The sequence below is a fragment of the Terriglobia bacterium genome, from assembly GCA_020072565.1.
Lineage (GTDB): Bacteria > Acidobacteriota > UBA6911 > UBA6911 > UBA6911 > JAFNAG01.
In genome coordinates this window covers 39,157-56,907 of sequence record JAIQGI010000037.1, presented here as the reverse complement: position 1 = coordinate 56,907, position 17,751 = coordinate 39,157, and the positions used below count along the sequence as shown (strand labels likewise).

Annotated in this window: 9 protein-coding genes and 1 pseudogene; 3 read left to right on the top strand and 7 right to left on the bottom strand. The window is 59.8% G+C overall.

The annotated features are described in order from the left end of the window. Positions 1–56: 56 nt before the first annotated feature. From LAP85_20485 to LAP85_20475, 3 genes and pseudogenes are all read right to left on the bottom strand, one after another. Positions 57–2,867, bottom strand: a complete 2,811-nt coding sequence (locus tag LAP85_20485; protein ID MBZ5498782.1) for a DEAD/DEAH box helicase family protein — start codon at positions 2,865–2,867, stop codon at positions 57–59. A gap of 153 nt (positions 2,868–3,020) precedes the next feature. Further along, positions 3,021–5,976, bottom strand: a pseudogene (locus LAP85_20480) (prolyl oligopeptidase family serine peptidase). Between the two features lie 432 nt (positions 5,977–6,408). After that, positions 6,409–8,670, bottom strand: coding sequence for a DUF5110 domain-containing protein (locus LAP85_20475; protein MBZ5498781.1), 2,262 nt, complete (start codon positions 8,668–8,670; stop codon positions 6,409–6,411). Between the two features lie 360 nt (positions 8,671–9,030). Between LAP85_20475 and LAP85_20470 the strand changes: the two genes are divergently transcribed. Continuing rightward, positions 9,031–10,272, top strand: a complete 1,242-nt coding sequence (locus LAP85_20470) for a tetratricopeptide repeat protein (protein ID MBZ5498780.1) — start codon at positions 9,031–9,033, stop codon at positions 10,270–10,272. Between the two features lie 40 nt (positions 10,273–10,312). Here the strand turns inward: LAP85_20470 and LAP85_20465 are convergent, their stop codons facing one another. Continuing rightward, a complete protein-coding gene (locus LAP85_20465; protein MBZ5498779.1) occupies positions 10,313–10,666 on the bottom strand; it encodes a tRNA-binding protein in 354 nt (117 codons plus the stop codon). 390 nt (positions 10,667–11,056) lie between these two features. On the opposite strand from LAP85_20465, the gene LAP85_20460 reads away from it, so the two are divergent. Both LAP85_20460 and LAP85_20455 read left to right on the top strand, forming a co-directional pair. Continuing rightward, on the top strand, positions 11,057–12,250 hold the full coding sequence (locus LAP85_20460; GenBank protein MBZ5498778.1) for a hypothetical protein: 1,194 nt from the start codon (positions 11,057–11,059) through the stop codon (positions 12,248–12,250). 93 nt (positions 12,251–12,343) lie between these two features. Beyond that, the gene (locus LAP85_20455) at positions 12,344–12,682 is read left to right on the top strand and encodes a YajD family HNH nuclease (GenBank protein ID MBZ5498777.1); all 339 of its coding nucleotides are present in this window, start codon (positions 12,344–12,346) and stop codon (positions 12,680–12,682) included. Between the two features lie 115 nt (positions 12,683–12,797). Here the strand turns inward: LAP85_20455 and fucP are convergent, their stop codons facing one another. From fucP to LAP85_20440, 3 genes are all read right to left on the bottom strand, one after another. After that, a complete protein-coding gene (fucP, locus tag LAP85_20450; GenBank protein ID MBZ5498776.1) occupies positions 12,798–14,111 on the bottom strand; it encodes an L-fucose:H+ symporter permease in 1,314 nt (437 codons plus the stop codon). A gap of 100 nt (positions 14,112–14,211) precedes the next feature. Then, positions 14,212–15,678, bottom strand: a complete 1,467-nt coding sequence (locus LAP85_20445; protein MBZ5498775.1) for a rhamnulokinase — start codon at positions 15,676–15,678, stop codon at positions 14,212–14,214. Positions 15,679–15,728: 50 nt separating this feature from the next. Then, positions 15,729–17,546 carry an L-fucose isomerase gene (locus tag LAP85_20440; GenBank protein MBZ5498774.1) on the bottom strand — a complete coding sequence of 606 codons (1,818 nt, stop codon included), beginning with the start codon at positions 17,544–17,546 and terminating at the stop codon, positions 15,729–15,731. Between the last annotated feature and the right edge of the window lie 205 nt (positions 17,547–17,751).

The window sequence follows — 17,751 nt, the reverse complement described above, 5'->3', positions numbered from 1 at the left end:
GGCAGCCTGTAGTCGCCGACGCGAGCGCATCCTCCGCACTCTTATGGTTCATCCGATCAGTGGGCTTGCTTTCGCTGCTGATGCGTCAACAACCGCAGAATGGCATCGAGAACATCGTCGAGACGTTTGCCGACATCCTCAGCCAGGAATCGCAAGACAAAATATCCGTTTTCCTGCAGCAACGCGTCCTTGCGGCGATCGCGGCGATAAGCTTCAGGATCGTCCAAATGCTGATCGCCATCCAGTTCCAGGGCCAGGCGCAGGTCAGGGCAGAGCAAATCCACCTCCATGTGGCCTGAGCCGCTGAAGGGAATGGGCAAGGCAGCGTTTAAGAGGAACCGCCCCGCGGTTTCCGGCAGCGTCTGCAGCCGGCGATAGAGAAAAGCCTCAGTTGCACTGCGGGCGCGACCGGCACCCTCGGCATCAGGGGGAATGGGGAGCGCCGCGTGATGGAAGAGGGACGCCAGCGGCGCGTCCACGCCATCCCGTATGAGCCGTCGGACACTGGCGGCATAGTCCCTTTTCCATTCAGGATCGACGGGCAGCGGAACTTCGACGGGCCAGCCAGGCACGGCACTGGCGGGCAGTCGAAGCGCGTATCCAATGGACTCGTAGCCTTTGCAGCGCCGGTCGAACATCCGTGCCAGCATGGGCACGTTCAGGTCGGCATAATCGTAGACGCGGACCTCACGCTTGCCATAATGCAGACGGTGCAGCCTCCCGGCGTACTGCGCAATCGTCCCCCGCCACGATACCGGCAAGGCCAGGAACAATGTGTCCAGCCGCGCGTCGTCAAAACCCTCTCCAATGAATCTCCCGGTTGCCAGCAAGACCCGTTCTTCACCTTCAGGAATGGCGGCCAGCCGAGCCAGACAGCGGCCCAGTTCTTTCCTGCCCATGCCGCCCCGAAGCACGACAAGATGGCGAATCTCGGCAGACAGCCGCTCTTCCAGATCGTCCAGGTGGCCGGTACGTTCCGTCAACACCAGAGGCGACCGCCCGTCGCGCGCGGCCTGGATGACATCCTCGCAGATGAGTCGGTTGCGGGTCCCATCAGCGATCAGTTCGGCATAGAGCTCGTGGAACTGACTTGGCAGCTCGAGGCTGGCTGCGTGATGCGAATGAAACGCCGTGGGACGGATATATACCACATGTGCGAAGGGCCGCGTGAGGGCCTGCTTTTTCGCATCGACGCGATACCGGACGGGCCCGCACTGCATGTAAACAATCGGGTGATGGCCGTCTTTGCGCACGACCGTGGCGGACAGGCCCGTGACATATTTCGCCCGCGCCTGCCGTACGACCTGCTCAAAGCTCAGCGCCGACACGTGGTGGCACTCATCCACTATGACATGGCCATATTCAGCCAGCCGAGCATCCGCTACGCCCTTGTGAACCAGGCTCTGCATGATCGCCACGTCCAGGAGGCCGGTCGGCCTGTTGCGTCCGCCGCCGATTCGGCCGATGGCTTTCATGGGCAGCCCCAGAAACATCGCCAATCGCTCCACCCACTGTTCCAGCAGCTGTCTGCGGTGGACGAGAACCAGCGTATTGACGCCGCGTTGCGCAATCAGCCACGCAGCCACAACAGTTTTTCCGAAGGCCGTCGCGGCGGAAAGAACTCCCATGTCGTGAGCTGCCATTGCATCGGCTGCAGCCTTTTGCTCGGGATGCAGGACGCCCAGAAAGGAAACACCCAGAGGTTTGCCGCCGTTGCGTTCGTCGCGAATCACAGCCCGGATCTTCAGATCAGATAGCAGCCTTCCCACGTCCTCCCAGGTGCCGCGCGGCAAGCCGATGTGATGCGGGCCATCCTCGGCGCAGGCGATGATGCGTGGCCGACCGTATGTCGGCAGACGCATCGCCTGCGCTTTGTAGAACTCCGGATTTTGGAAAGCCGCCAGCCGGAGCAATCGATTGCGCAGCCCGGGAGGCAACGCGTCCTTGGTGATGTAGATCTGATTTCCAAGAACCAGTTCGAGGTGTTCAGGTAAGGGTCCGGCGATCGGAGGTTCTCTTTGGCGGCGCGCGGGCGGTGCCGTCCACGGCAGAACATCATCCTCTTCTGCCGGCACGAGACGCACCCCGACGACTTGCCGCCTGCTCTCGGCATCCCGTACCAGGTCCTCAACCTGAACCCGTCTGATCTTCGTAATTGTGGCGAGATACATCCATTGGTCGGGATGGGGCGCAAAACCCTCATCCAGGAAGACGCTGTTTTCACGGTTCCGTGGCTGCTTTTGAAGAGGCAGAGCGATCAAATTGCCGAACCCGCCATGAGGGAGAGTATCCTGATTGGGAAAGAACCGATCGTAGGAGTCCAGCCCCAGATCCGGCCGTCGTTCCATCGTCTCGGTCAGAACGTACGATCCCAGCTTCCGCGCCAGACCGGCCGGCAGGGCCTCATCGAAAAACAGCCAGACATGCCCGCCATTGCCGGAACGTGACCGCTCCAGCGCGGCCGGCAATTTCAGCCGGCGGCATGTCTGCAGAAACGTTTCGGCATCCTCGCGCCAGCATTCCTTGTCGAAATCCGCTGCCAGGAAATAGCAGGTTTCGTCCCGCAGCATCGGGTAGACGCCTGCGACAAATTCGCGTCCTGTGTCATCACAGCCGCTAAGATGCCACCGGATCACCTCGTCCGTGACCGGAAGAAAGCGGCGATTCAGGCACTCGGCGCACTTCACCCTCCGCTTCTCGCACAAGCCATGAATCCACTCGTTGGCGCAGGCCGGCTGGTAGCCGGACCTGCCGGTCTGCCGGCTCTCGAAACGGCGGGGGTAGACATCTTCCCGGCCGCGGAAAAGAGAGCGAAAGAGGGCAATCTTGTCAGCGGGTGCGGAACAGCAGTTAATCGGAGTGCTCATCAGAGAGCCATTCCAAGTCGACGTAATCCCGGACGCGGAGTCGAGATCTCACGTTCCCGCAATCAAGGAGGTCAGGCCATAAAACCGGCGGGCCCGCTGCAGACGATGCCGCTGGCTTGCTGCGTATCAGTTCTGAGTTCCAGTCTTGCCCCGTCAGCGATCTCCCCCTCCAACCTTTTTGGTCGCGTTCGTGGCCGGCTCAATTTTTTTCTTCTGGTCCTCGCGCTGCTTCAGCCGCTGGCTGATGTGGTCCTGCATCTTGAGCAAAGGCACGCCGTTTTCGAGCCAGTCGGGAGAAGGCTTGTTCATCAGGTAGTGATCGAAGAACTCCTTCATGCGGATCATGTAGTCCTGCTGGTTGGGCATCTTGGCCAGCCCATGATTCTCACCCGGATACTCGAGCAGCACCACCGGCTTGCCCATCCGGCGCAGCGTGTCGTAGTACTCGATCCCCTGCGTGAAGTCGACGGCGCCGTCTTTGTCATTGGCCAGGATGATGAGCGGCGTTTTCACGTTCTTGGCCCAGTGGACGGGTGAGTTGCGCGAATAGGCTTCCCAAAGATCCCACGGTCCGCCCGTGAAGCGGCCCTGGCTGCTCTCGAAAATCGCCCCGTTCGTGCCGCCGGTATTTTTATAGATCAGGCTGTACATGCTGATCATATCGGTCAGGGGCGCGCCGGCCACCGCGGCCGCGAAAATGTCCGTCTGCGTGATGGTAAACGCTGTCTGGTAGCCGCCCCACGAGTGGCCGTGCAACCCGATGTGCTTCGGATCGACGGCGCCCGTCGCAATCGCGGCCTTCACTGCCGGCACGATCGCCCACACTGCCGACATGCCCGGATCATTCACGTAGTACTTGATGTCGGGCTGCAACACCGCGTAGCCGTTGCTTGTGTAATACGCGAGGTTGAAGCCGGATCCGGGGATGGACGGCCGCGGGAAGTTGTTGTGCCCCTGCGTGAGCCGCTCGTAGATGTAAACGATCGTCGGATACTGTTTGCCTTTCTCGTAGCCGGCCGGCAGGGAAAGTGATGCCTGCAGGCGCTCGCCTTTGTCATTCTTGAAATCGATGAGCATGGACCCGCTCGTCCAGAGGAACGGTTCGACTTCAGCCTGCATGCTGGCAAGCTTGCGGCCGTTCTCAAGGGCCGCATTGGTTACGTAAATCTCCGGCGAGTTCTGGGTGGTTTCGCGACTGTAGATCCAGACGTCCGCCTTCTTCGCCTTTGCCAGCCGGCCGAACGCGGCGTCGTCCCAGGTGAGCATCTTCACGCCGAGCTTGCCCGGCGTCAGCAGGCCATAGCCCTGTTTCTTGGTCCACTCCGCTATGGCACTGAAGTACTGGGGCTTCGAGAGATCGATGCCCTTTTCATCCGGATCCACGCGCACGCGACTGCGGTAGCGAATGCTGTCCTTCTTGCCGTTGACGGTGAGGTTTACCGCCGGCACACCGGCAGCGACGGGCACCTTCCAGAGGTCCCAGTCGTCCGACAGGATCAGGAAGGCGCTGTCAGACGTCCAGCCCATCGGACTCAAGGGCGGGTCGACAACGTTGTGATCGTCGTCGACGTCGACGAACGAGGTGGGCAGCCCCGCCGTAATGTTGCGAACGGTTCCACCGGCGAGGTCATACACGAAGAAGTTGCGGTTCTCGTAATAAAACCACTTCGTGCCGTCCTGCGAGGGGCTGTATCCCCAGCGCACCTGCTTTTTGATCGGTTTGCGCTCGCCGGTGGTCATGTCGATCGCGTAGACGTCGCGGAAGTTCCGGCCGCTGAGGTTGCCCTCGAGTTCGTAGGCCCGGACATCACTGCCGATCGCCCACTTGTCCTTCGGCGCGGGAGTCACCGAACGCACTTCGTCATCGGCGAGACGGATGAATTTGTTCTCGGCCACGCGAAAGATCGACAGATAGCTGAACTGCTTGTCGTTGTTCTCCTGCACCTGCTGCTGCGACTGCAGGCGCGGATCCTTGTAGTGCCATATCATCAGGTCCGGCCGTTCGGTGGTATCCTGGCTGGCGGCAGGAGGCGTCTGCGGCGGAGTGTCGCCCGGAGCAGTCTCCTCGGGGCCGCCACCGCCCCTGCGCTCGACCTTGTTGAGCGCCGTGATGCCGAAGAGGATTGCGTCGCGACTTTCCGTCCATTGCGGCGCGCGGTTGCCGCTGATCGACATGTTGGCGGGGAACGACTTGTCTTTGGCAGGATCGTAGGACACCTTCTTCGGCGCACCGGAGCCGAAGCCGGAGAATCCCACCACGGCGTAAAGCCGCTCCTTCCAGGCACGGTCGTCGTGTCCCTTCAGGACTGACAGCGCATCGCCCTCCTCCGTCCACGTCATGCGCTCGTAGAACGCTTTGTCGGTCTCGAGCGGAGTGATGACGCCCGTCGCCATCTCGCGAATCTCGACGCCGTTGCCGGCCTGATCGGCCGCGTCGATCACGATGGCGAGCTGCTTGCCGCTCCTGTTGAATGCAAACTCAGACACATTGCCGATGTTGAGCTCGGTGCCGGTCGCGAGTTCGCGCAGCACAAGATCGGTGCCCCGCGGCCGCGTGTCGCGCGGTGCGTCTGCAGCGGCGCCCACACCGCCGCCCCGCCCGCCTCCGGCCGCCGGCCGCGGCATCCGGCCCATAGCGATGTAGCGCAATCCAGCCGCCCATCTCGCCGTTGAACGCGAAACGCCGGATCTTGGCGATGTTTGTCTTCTCGCCGCTCGCAAGGTTGACGAGCGTCACACCGTTCTGGACCGGACGCCGCGCCTTTTGCGCCGCCTGGGCTTCCTTGCGGGTCGGCGCAGTTCCAATGGCGATCCAGGCTGAGTCATCCGAGAACGCCATCAAGCCGCCGGCACCTTCGCCGACCGGGAACTTCATTTCCTTGTCGCCGGTCGTACTGCGGACAATGACCTCGCTGTCTCCCTGGAGCGGCGACATTCGACAGGCCAGCCACTGCCCATCCGGTGACAACGTGTTCAGACCGATGCTGCGAAAGGCAAGAATATCGTCGAGTTCCATCGGGCGCTTGGCGCCGTTCTGGGCCGCAACCGGCGCCAACACGACGCAAACCACCAACAAAACCAGAATGGCGGAAGTGCGCATCCGCTTCATAAGAAACCTCCAGAGTAATAAATTGACCGTGATTTCAAATCTCGTGACATAAGACTGCGGGGAATTTCCCCTCCAGTTCCGGAGATGATCGTCCTCCGGCAGGCTATTCCACAGGCACGAGATCCGGCCTCAAAGAGAAGACAGTCCATTGCAGGCATTCATGTTCGGAAAAGACGGTAATTTCTCACAGTGCATTTCAGGAAAACCTAACGCGCTTTCACGTGGTCGCAGCAGAATACCATCCGCCGAGCTGGAAATCATCCGGATTCACTTCAGATCCGCCCTGCCGGTGGTCCCTTCGTTGGGGTGACCTTATAGAGCCCGCCGCTGTGAGCTGGAATGGTTGTCCTAATACAGGCGATCCGCAGCGAGGCAACACGCATTTGGATCCAACCGGCTTCTGAGCAGTCCGTCATGCGCCTCGGTAAGCAATCACATGCGCACTTCCACCGGGCGCCCGTCGAAGATGAGGGTTCGTGTCGCCCGCTCGCCCGCGAGGCGCACTTCGATCGTTCTCCAGGCCGGGGGCAGCATGCGCGAGCCCCGCGCCAGGCGCAGCGTCAGGCGGCGCTCCACATTCCGCCAACCCATTTCGATCCGCATCCACGCTCCCTTCCGATATTCAAAGGTCCTGCCATCGTCCTCATAGAGGGTGGATGCACCATCGGCGCCCGGATAGACGACGAGCGTCAAAGGAGCGTCGACGTGTTCGTCTGCGTACTGTTTGACGGGACCCAGTGGCAGGATGGAGCCCGCTCGTATGTGCAGCGGCATGGTTTCGAGATCGACCTTGCGCTCGATTTCGCGGCCGCCGACGACGCGCTCTTCGGTCCAGAAATCGAACCAGGTCCCGCGCGGCAGGTAAAGACGCCGGTTCGAGGCGCCTTTCTCGACGACCGGCGACACGAGCACGTCACGTCCCCACAAGTACTGGTCGCCGCGCGCGACTGCCGCCGGGTCGTCGGGATAGTGCAGCCAAAGAGCGCGCATGATCGGCAGGCCCGTGTCGCAACATTCCCGCACCGCTGTGTAGGTGTACGGCAGCATGCGATATCGCAGTTCGAGGTACTTTTTTAGAATCGGCTCTACCTGAGGATTTTTCAGTTCGACGGGATCCGGCTTAAAGGTCGTGGTCTCCATCGGGCCGCCGTCGCCGCCGTTCCAGCCCCAGGGGAGGCGCAAGTGCCAGTGCCGGCCGTGTGCGCGGAAGCACGTGCAGAACGCACCGAACTGGAACCAGCGCACGTGAAGTTCGCCTGTATATTCCTGCGTCGGTATGAATCCGCCGATGTCGGTGCCCCAGTAGGGAATTCCCGAAAGACCGGTGTTGACCGCAACCGGCACGTGCGTGCGCAGTGTTTCCCAGCGCGACTGCACGTCTCCCGACCAGAGAAACGCCGCGTAACGCTGCATGCCGGCATAGCCGTTGCGATGCAGAGCGAAGGGCCGCTCGTTCGGCCGCCAGAGCTGCGACCCTTCCCAATACATCCGGTTGCGATTCAAACGGGACGGTGCGTCATAGCCATCCCCCTGGTCAGGCCACCAGCCGTCTACGCCGATGTCGTAGAGCGGTTTGTGGTACGGCCAGTAGCACGGCACGTTGCGGTTGTCGGGCCAACGGTTGTCCGGCGACCGACCGCTGGGAACGGCGTTTTTCGGATCGCACAGTTCCTGCACCGTTCCGGTCAGGAGCCTACCTTCAATGACGATGTGCAAAACCACCTTGAAGTGCTGCGAGTGCAGCGTGTCGATCATGCCTTTCGGCTCGGGGAAGTTGCCGCCGTGCCATGTGAACTCGCCGTTGCGCGTATTCCACCCGGACGGCGTGAACTCAGTACCCAGGTAGATCAATGCATCACAAGGAAGTCTCTTCTCGCGCATCGTTCGGGCGACGCCCAGGACCTCCTCCGGGCCCGCCAGCGTTCGGTGCGACTGCATGTAGCCGATCGTCCAGAGCGCCGGCAACTCGGCGTACCCGGTTATGCGCGCGTACTCCCGCATGATTTCCGCCGGATTTAAGGAGGAGACAACGAACACGTCGAGGGGCAGACCCTCGTCCGGCGCTGCGAACCTCCCTTCCGCGCCGGTGAAGTCGAACGTGCCCAGGGGGTGATGGATGAACATGCCCCAGCCGTCCGTGCCCACCAGCCACTGGATCGGCACGCGGCCGCCGTGCGTGCCGAGCTGATACCCGCCCTGCCCGCTTCGCATCCGGTCCGTGGTACCTTTGCGATCGAATTGCGGCCCGCCCTGCCCGAGCCCGAGAAGCGGCCCTTTGCTCAAAAGAAACGACATCCCCGCGGTCTTCGCGTCCAGCGTCAGCCGCTGCACGGGCTGGCCCGTGCGGGTCTCAACCCGAAGCGTCGGCGGCTCAGGCGTGAACTTCACCACGAGGTTGCCGGTACGCACGGCGTCGAAGCGCTCGCGAGCACGACAGCGCACGATGGCGCGCCCCTCACCCTCAGGCACGACGGCGCCGTCCATCGGAACAGGGGCCGCACGCCCGGTTTCGAGTGGCAGCACGCTGAGGCGAACCGTTGCAGGGCTGAGCGAGGAAACCACAATCTCCACCGGTTTGCCTGCGACTACAATATCTGTGGCTTGGCCGCGGATGATGCTGCGCCCCAGGATCATGCCGGCGCCGGCTGTGCCAAGCTGCTTCAACGCATCACGACGGGTTAGCGGGTTTGTCATGCGCCGCATGCTATCGCCGGCCCTCAATCGAAGTCAAGCCGCGCGAGGCTCATCCGCATTCGGGGGCGGTTTCATTCTTGAACGGAAGTTGCTGCGCAATTGCTGCTTTCGCCGGCGGCGATCATCGTTTCGGGAATGCCGTGAATTCCCGCACATGATAGCTCGTCGCCGGATCTCGAGATCGCGGCGCCGGAGACTCAGCTTGCCGAGGACTCTGGGCAGGCGCAGAATTATCTTAGTTGGGGAAAGGGTGTAGGGCATTGGGCAACTCATTGACATTTTGCCAGCTTACACGGCTCGTCAATCAACAGCTTCAGGCCGGCAACCGGCCGATCTCGCCCAATGCATGGGAGAATTCCGATGAGATTCAGAGTATTTCTGCGCACCGTCGCACTGAGCTTGACGGTGTCCATTCTCGTTCCGTTTGCGCCGGCACAGCATGGCGGTCAGACGGGAAGAGGTACTACGAACAACAACGGCAGCAACAACACAGGCAACGGGAGCGGCAGGATCGGTTCGGATAAGAATCCTGACAGCCAATCACAATTCCAGCGGGAGCCATTACTCTTCATTTCCGGGTCTGTCGTGCTGGACGACGGAAGTCCTCCTCCGATGGGGGTGGTCATCGAGCGCGACTGCGGCGGCAGGACGACCAGGGAGGCGCATGTAAGTCCGAATGGGAGTTTCGGATTCCAGGTTGGCGTCGACAACCGTGTCTTGCCGGACGCCAGCGAGAGCGGCCCGGGCACACCCTGGGATCCGGTTGCATCGCCTTCCGGGCCGTTTTCCAGTTCGGGCTGGACTCCGGCTTCGTGGCTCGCCGGTTGTGAGCTGCGTGCTCGGCTCGGCGGCTATCGCTCCAGTCATGTGCTCCTGGCAGTGAATCAGACGATGGGCATGCTGGATGTGGGAACCATCGTACTTTACCCGGCGGAGAGGGTTCCGGGTACTACCATAAGCGCTACCAATCTGGCGGCGCCCAAGGAAGCGAAAAAGGCGCTCGAGAAAGCGGAGAAGGCATTTCAAAAGAAGAACTTCGATGAAACTGAAAAGGACGTTGAGGCTGCGCTTAAAGTGTATCCTGGCTACGCGACTGCCTGGTACGAGCTGGGGCGGGTTTATGAACAATCTCATCGCGTCGAGGAAGCGCGCACTGCTTTCTCAAAGGCATTAGCAGCCGACAAAAACTACGTGAATCCAATCATCGAGCTGGCACAGCTGGCTGCCACAGAAGCAAAATGGCAGGAAACCGCGGATTTGACGGAGCGCGCTCTGGAACTCGATCCGGTCGATTTCCCGGAAGGATATTACCTGAACTCACTGGCCAACTATACCCTGAGCAGGCTGGATGCGGCAGAGGGAAGTGCTCGCAAGCTGGAGCGTCTGGATACGCTGCACCGGTTCCCGGAGGCATTCCTGATCATGGCGGGTGTTTTCAATCAGAGGAAGGATTCTGCAGGCGAGGCGGATCAATTGCGCAACTACCTTCAATATGCTCCGCAGTCAGCCATAGCGGATAAGGTACGCTCCCGCCTCAAGGACCTGGAAAAGACCGCCGGTGTGCAGCAAACCACCCGCAAGGTGCCGGCCCAGACGCGTTAGTGAGTTCCCAACGGCACGGTCAATATCTACGCCGTGGCAACTAGCCCGCGCGGGTGCCGTCGGGAACCGGTGCTTCCGGAATCGCCAGAACGGGGCGGATCCCGTCCGCGTAGCCGATGTCGAACAGCATCCCTTCAGAAACGACGCCATGTATCTTTTTTGGTTCCAGGTTCACGACAAACAGGGCTTGCTTGCCTTCGATCTCCTTGGGGTGCGCGCGTTCCTGTTTGAGAGCGGCGACAATCGTCCGGGTGTGGTCGGCAAAGCTGACGCGCAATTGCACCAGCCTTGTGGAACCGGGCACGTCCTCCACCGCCTCGATTTTCCCGACGCGGATATCTACCTGGTTTAGAGTCTCGAGAGAGATCGCGGGCTTTACGGGGGCAGTTGGCATTGGCATATTCTATCGAAAAAAGGGTTCTTCGGGTTATTTTCGAGAAAAAATCTTGGCTCCCGGCCGATGAAATGATACAAGGCTGGATTGGGTAATATCTGGCTGAGACCGGCGGTGCCGATCAGAGCCGGCGGCTGTTTGGCTGCGCGTTGTGCCCGTGGATTGAGACAAAGAAGGGACTATAATGTAGTATGGGAGCGGAGGTTCTGGGTTTCACCGTCCTTTGGTCCCAGTTTGTCTTGCGTTTCCGGGCGCTTCAATCCCAGCGCCGGCATCGGTACTGCTGACCCAGCAGCTTTGAGTTCGGAATGGAGCACGGGTACTGCCAACCTGACAGTCTTGAAGCAGGTTTACATGACCCTCGCAGTTAAGCGTGCAATAAGCGGCTGAATGCCAAGAACACTTATGATCTCCCGGTTTCGTCCTTTTCGCTCCGTCGTCATTTTTGTCGTCCTGGGGCTTGCGACTCAGTGGTCATGGGGACAGTCTCGAGTTTCCTCGCCCAACGACCGCGCTCGTTATCTTGCTGCGCTGCCTTTGCAGGAAACCTCTCCACTGAAGAAGTTCGAGCAGCTGCCGGCCTATCAGGAGCACGCCGAACTCCTGGACGCGGAATGGCAGGCGAAACAGAAAACCAGGTGGGATGTGATGACGTCATGGGCGGGAACCGAGATCAGACCGTTCATCGACAACGGTGCACCGGTTTTCTATATGTTTGGCGGTCCGGATTTTCTGAACGCTTATCTCATCTACCCGGGCGCGCCGAAATATGTACTGTGCGGACTTGAAACCATAGGCAGAGTCCCTCCGCTCGAGAACTTGCCGGAGGAGAGGATTGCAGCCGACCTGAACAATCTCGGAATGTCTCTCAAACCGGCGCTTGACATGGGCTTTTTTATCACCAAGGAAATGGGCAGCAAGTTGCTGAAGGGCGATGCGTATGGTGTGCTCCCGCTGCTTTATGTCCTGGTCGTGCGCTCCGGCAATGAGATCACCGGCGTGCAGTATGTCAAGCTCAGCGAATCGGGCGATGTCATCCTGCTGCCAGGAGAAGATCCGATCAAAGCGGGCGCGCGTGGAGTCAGGATAACGTTTGTGCGCCAGGCGGGCGCGCCCACGCAGGAGTTGGATTATTTCCGCACCGACCTGTCCGATCAGGCTCTGGAACGGGACAAGCGTTTCCTCAATTACTTGGGCACGCTGGGCCGGGCTAACAGCTACTTGAAAGCAGCGTCGTACCTGATGCATTCAAAAAGTTTCGCTCTGATTCGCGACTTTCTGCTTTCGCAGAGCTCTTCGGTCTTGCAGGATGACTCGGGGATCCCCTACCGGGCTTTCAGCCCGGAGAGATGGAGGATCATGCTCTACGGCAATTATTATGGGCCGATCAGCGAAGTCCCCTGGGCCGAACAGCGAGATTTGAGAAAAGCCTACCAAGCGCCAGGCGCGGCAAGGCCGCTTCCATTCAAGAGCGGTTACGGCACCAAGGAGCACGCGAATCTGCTCTTTGCGACGGGAGCAGCGTCAAAAGCGCCGGACGCAAAGCCCAAGCCCATCCAAAAGCGCACGCATGGCGATCCTTGAGTGTAAGCGGGGATTTTGCCGTACACTGGATGGCTGGAGAGCAAACAGATGTCACCGAACAGGCCGCGCGCAGATGGCGACACGACGGACCGAATGATCGCGGAAGCCCGGCGCGAAAGAGAGCTGCGGATGAACGGCTACCGCGAGCGGGCGCTCAAGCTGTTCCCATGGATTTGTGCACGCTGCGGGCGGGAATTCGAAGGCAAGAGGCTGCGGGAACTCACCGTACACCACAAGGATCACGACCACGAAAACAATCCGCTCGATGGCAGCAACTGGGAGTTGCTGTGTCTCTATTGCCACGACAATGAGCACTCTCGCTACTCAGTGGCGGAGTGGTATGAAGAACCGACCCCGGGCGGCGAGCAAAAGCCGGCTTCTACTTACAAGCCATTTGCGGGTCTTGACGCCTTGCTGAAAGACAAGAAGTAGCTGCTCGCTTTCGACCCATGAACGCCGGTGCCACCCTCGTCGACTACAGTCCGGAATGTGTCGCGAGGAGGAAGCCCTCTTCATGGTGCTGCATTTCCGCAGGATCCCGCAGAATCTAACCCACTGCCTGACGAACGCGCACCTTTGATCCGGCGAAGGCGTAGTACGCGATGAATGCGTAGCAAGACATAGGGATCAGCATGGCAGCTGCCATGCTTCGGGTGGCTTCGAAAACCAGCCCCATGATGGGCGTGAACACTGCGCCCCCCACGATTGCCATCACGATCATCGAACCGCCCAGTTTTGTGTTGGGACCCAGTTCTTTGAGGCCAAGCGCGAAAATCGTCGGAAACATCAGCGACATGAAGAAGCTGGTCAGGAAGATCGCCCAGAGCCCTGCCCAGCCTGGGAACAGGATTCCTACACCCACCAGCAGCAGGTTGACAAGGCTGAAGGCGCCCATCAGCTTGTTGGGGCGAAAGAACTTCATGAGGTAGGTGGACGCGAATCTTCCCACGCCGAAAGCAATCAGGGTCCCGGTCAAAAAGTACCCCGCGATCTTTTCAGGCTGATGCGTGTAATCCTGAGTATACTGGATGAAGTAGCTCCAGGTCCCCACCTGTGCTCCCACATAGAAAAACTGGGCGACGACAGCCTGAATGAAATGGGGGTACCGAAAAAGCTCCTTAAACCTGCCTTTGTCGCGGCCGGTCGTGGATTGTCCCTCTTCGGCGATTACAGGAAATTTCGTTCTGATGATCAGGAGGGCCCAAAGAAACACGACCGCACCGAGGACCAGGTAAGGAGTAATCACCCTCAGGGTTTCCTGGCGCAGGTAGGCGTCGTACTGCCCTGCGGTCTTCAGCGCGTTCACTTCGTGACTCCCCAGTTCAATGCCCGAAAAAATAAACGCTGTGCCAATCAATACCCCGGTGATCGATCCCACCGGATTGAACGCCTGTGAGAAAGTCAACCTCCTTTCCGAACTCGCGGGATCACCCAAGCGCGCGATGAAAGGATTTGCCCCCGTTTCCAGGAATGCCAGACCGCTGGCGATTACGAACAGGGCAAACAGGAAGAAACCATAATCGCGGACGATCGCGGCAGGCCAGAACAACATGGTACCGGCGCCATAAAGAAGCAATCCCGTCACGAGTCCGGTCTTGTAGCTATACTTGCGCATGATCAGCGCCGCCGGCATGGAGAGCAGGAAATATCCCATGTAAAAGGCCGACTGAACCAGTCCTGCCTTGAAGCGCGTGATCTCGAAGGACTTCATGAACTGCCTGATCAGGACATCATTCAGATTGTTGGGAATGCCCCAAAGAAAGAACAGGGCGGTCACCAGGACGAACGGGACCGCGTTTTGGGATGGAAACAGCCTCCGTGCGCCATGCGCGTGATTTTCCGCCTTTAAGCCTGATGCCATATTGAAGCGCCCTTTCGCTGGTGTGGAATTCCAGTGGGGTTGTATCTGCGATCGTCGGAATTTCTGCCGGGATTTTGACGATTGCGGATGCGACTCCCGCTCACAACTGACGGAATCTGTTGTAGGCTTCTTTCCAAAGTGCGGTGTTTTCCGGCTCATAGCGCGCCGGGTGAAACGACTCGCGCACGATCTGCCGCGCAATCTCCAGCGATGGCAATCTGCCCAGGGCGATGGCCTGCACCAGGACGTTGCCGATCCCCGTACATTCAGCCGGTCCGGCCAGAACGGGGATCCCCGTGGCATCCGCAGTAAACCGGTTGAGCAGGTCATTTTTGCTGCCACCGCCGACGATGTGGAGCCTGTTCGGCCTGTTCCCGGTTATGCTTTCGAGCTGGTCCAACGTTTGCCGGTAGCACAGTGCCAGACTTTCCAGCGCGCAGCGTATCACGGCCCCCGGATTGGCAGGGACAGGCTGGCCGGTTACACGACAGTACTCGGCAATCCTGTCCGGCATCCCCCCGGGCTTGCCGAACCTCTCTTCCTGGGGATTGACGAACGACACGAGCGGTTTTGCCTCTCGCGCAAATGCTGCCAGTTCCTCGTAGCTGAATTCCTGACCCTGCCGTGCCCACGCGCGGCGGCATTCCTGCACGATCCAGAGACCGACGATATTCTTAAGGAAACGGATGCTTCCGCCATAGCCGACTTCGTTGGTGAAGTTAAATTGCCGGCTGCGCATGTTGACAACCGGACAGGAAGCCTCTATGCCGAGCAACGACCACGTTCCTGAGCTGAGATACGCCCAGCCTTCCCCCTCGGCCGGCACAGCGGCCACTGCCGCCGCAGTATCGTGGGAACAGCCGGCTACCACTTGAACTCCCTGCAGTCCGGTCTCGGCGGCGATTGCAGGCAGCAGCGGGCCCAACCGCGTGCCGGAGGCAACGGTCTCGGGAAAAATCGTCGGCGGAAAACCGAACTTCTCAATCAGCCAGGCCGACCACCCATGCACAAAGGGGTTATACAATTGCGTGGTGCTGGCCAAGGATTCTTCAGACTTGCCGACACCGGAAAACAAGAAATTGAAATAATCCCCGATATTGAGAAACCTGTCCGCAGAGCCAAGGAGTCCGGCCCTCTGCTGCAGGTCGGCGTGCAGTTGATAGAGCGTGTTGATCGGCATGAATTGAATACCGGTCTCCGCGAAGATCCGCTCGGCAGGAACAACCAGGAATGCGCGCTGCAATGCGCCTTCGGTGCGCGTGTCCCGGTAGTGATAAGGAGCCGTCAGCATCGGCTCGTTTCCGCGCAGCAAGACGTAGTCAACGCCCCAGGAGTCGGAGCTGATGCCCGAGACGGCGACGCCGCGACCCGCCACTTTGCGGAGCCCGTCCTTCAACTCATCAAAGATGCGCAGCACATCCCAGCGAAGGGAGTTGTTGACGGCGACAGCACCATTCGGAAAGCGATGAATCTCCTCCAGGTGAAGATGGTCATGTTCCAGAGAGCCGAGCAAAACACGCCCGCTTTCGGCACCAAGATCACAGGCCACGTAGCGCTCTAGGGTCATAGTTTCAGCGTGAGCGGGCAGCTACCCTCTGCTTTGATCTGATTTCTCGCCTAGTATTTCCCATACAACGGCCCGAAATTGGCACAGGCACGGAAATCCGCACCCTGGGGGTCATGCGCTCCGAACGCGGTCCAGGCGCTCGGCCGGAAGATCTGCTCCTCCGGCACATTGTGCATGTACACGGGCATCCTCAGCATGGCCGCCAGGGTTAACAGGTTGCTTCCGATATGCCCAAAAGCATACGCGCAGTGATTGGCGCCCCAACAGTTCATCACCGAAAAGACATCCCGGAAGGGCCCGCTGCCGGTCAGAATCGGCACAAACCAGGTTGTGGGCCATGTCTGGTTCGTCCGCCGGTCGAGAATTTGATGGACTTTGCCGGGCAATTCCACCGTCCATCCCTCGGCGATCTGGAGAACGGGTCCCAGCCCTCTCACTACATTGATGCGCGCGGCGGTCACAGGCATGTCGCCGCAGGTCGAATAACAGGAGGAGTATCCGCCGCCGCGGAAATACTCCACAATCGACGGATACCAGGTTGTGGCTTTCAGGCAGGCCTCGGCTTCCCGGGAATTTATATCCCAGTAAGGTTTCATTGCCGCTTTGCCGTTGATTTCCTGCCGTCCGGTGCCATCCAACGCCGCAGGCCCCGAGTTGATGAAGTGCAGCATCCCGCCCGCGGCTTTGCCTGCCAGTTTGTGGCCCGTCACTCTTCGCACCGCAGCAGGACTCCAGTATGTCCTCACATCTGCAAAAACCTGCGCCGAACCACTCATCAGGTGGCCCAACAGCATCGTCGCCCCGTTGAGGCCGTCGTTTTCCGTGGCAACAATGTAAGGCTCACGGATCCCGTTCCAATCGAACGACGAGCAAAGGACAGCCTCGAGAAAGTCACCGTTGGGAAAGTGATCCGTCCATTGCCTTTGCCCCTGGAAGCCCGCAGCAATCGCATTGTGGCCGAGCGCCTCTTCACCAAATCCCATTTCCGCCAGCCGCGGATTGCCGACCATCAGGTCGCGCGCAATGAGAGCCATTTTGACGCAGGCTTCCCAGTCCAGGTCCTTCTGCTTCCGGCTGCGCCGGACTCCTGCTGCATTGGTATCCGCACCCTCTTTGCAGTTGCGCCGGGTCCATGTCAGGGCCTGCTCAAACTCCTTCGGATCAAAGATCCTTTCCTCGATGCGGCGGACAAATTCGACCATATCGACAACCTCGACGCGCATCCCCAGATAACTCTCGAAAAACGCCTGATCGATGATCGAACCGGCGATCCCCATCGACACGCCGCCCATGGACAGATAGGACTTGCCGCGCATCGTGGCTACAGACAGGCCGGTTCGGGAGAATTGCAGCAGTTTCTGCTGCACATCCGCGGGTATGTCGGTGTCGTCCTGATCCTGGACGTCGCGTCCATAGATATTGAAGACCGGCAACCCCTTTTGGTTATGCGCCGCCGACACCGCCGCCAGGTAGACGGCGCCGGGCCGCTCGGTGCCGTTAAAGCCCCACACCGCCTTTGGGATGAGTGGGTCCATGTCCATGGTCTCCGATCCATAGCACCAGCACGGCGTCACTGTGAGTGAAACACCGACACCCTCGCGCCGGAACTTTTCTGCGGCACGAGCGGCCTCTGCCACACCGCCGATGCAGGTGTCTGCAACCACGCATTCCACGGTCATTCCATTCGCATGCCGGAGGTTTGAGGATAGAAATCTCGCGGCTTCGTTTGCCATCGCCAGGGTCTGATTTTCCAGTGACTCGCGCACCCCGCCCAAACGTCCATCGATGGTGGGTCGAATTCCTATCTTCGGCATCTCCCCTACGAGACGATTGCAGGGAGCATGCACTTTGAGATCGCTGCCTCCCATGGCCTGAGTCCTTTCAAAATGAATTCCGTTCAATCAGGGTCTTGCCAATGCCTTGCGCTCCAATTCATCATAATTCGGCGATGAATCGACAGGCGCATCAAAAGAATGAGCCTATTCTAGCGCGATGCGATCCTGGGACCTAGCGCTCATCTTCGTCAAACAGTGCTCGACCGTGGTGAAGCCCGGTGCGGTGGCAAAGTGGGGA

Bases quoted from the DNA above. Each gene is read 5' to 3' on its own strand.
- LAP85_20485 (MBZ5498782.1), bottom strand. From the start codon at position 2,867: ATGAGCACTCCGATTAACTGCTGTTCCGCACCCGCTGACAAGATTGCC.
- LAP85_20475 (MBZ5498781.1), bottom strand. From the start codon at position 8,670: ATGACAAACCCGCTAACCCGTCGTGATGCGTTGAAGCAGCTTGGCACA.
- LAP85_20470 (MBZ5498780.1), top strand. From the start codon at position 9,031: ATGAGATTCAGAGTATTTCTGCGCACCGTCGCACTGAGCTTGACGGTG.
- LAP85_20465 (MBZ5498779.1), bottom strand. From the start codon at position 10,666: ATGCCAACTGCCCCCGTAAAGCCCGCGATCTCTCTCGAGACTCTAAAC.
- LAP85_20460 (MBZ5498778.1), top strand. From the start codon at position 11,057: ATGCCAAGAACACTTATGATCTCCCGGTTTCGTCCTTTTCGCTCCGTC.
- LAP85_20455 (MBZ5498777.1), top strand. From the start codon at position 12,344: ATGATCGCGGAAGCCCGGCGCGAAAGAGAGCTGCGGATGAACGGCTAC.
- fucP (MBZ5498776.1), bottom strand. From the start codon at position 14,111: ATGGCATCAGGCTTAAAGGCGGAAAATCACGCGCATGGCGCACGGAGG.
- LAP85_20445 (MBZ5498775.1), bottom strand. From the start codon at position 15,678: ATGACCCTAGAGCGCTACGTGGCCTGTGATCTTGGTGCCGAAAGCGGG.
- LAP85_20440 (MBZ5498774.1), bottom strand. From the start codon at position 17,546: ATGGGAGGCAGCGATCTCAAAGTGCATGCTCCCTGCAATCGTCTCGTA.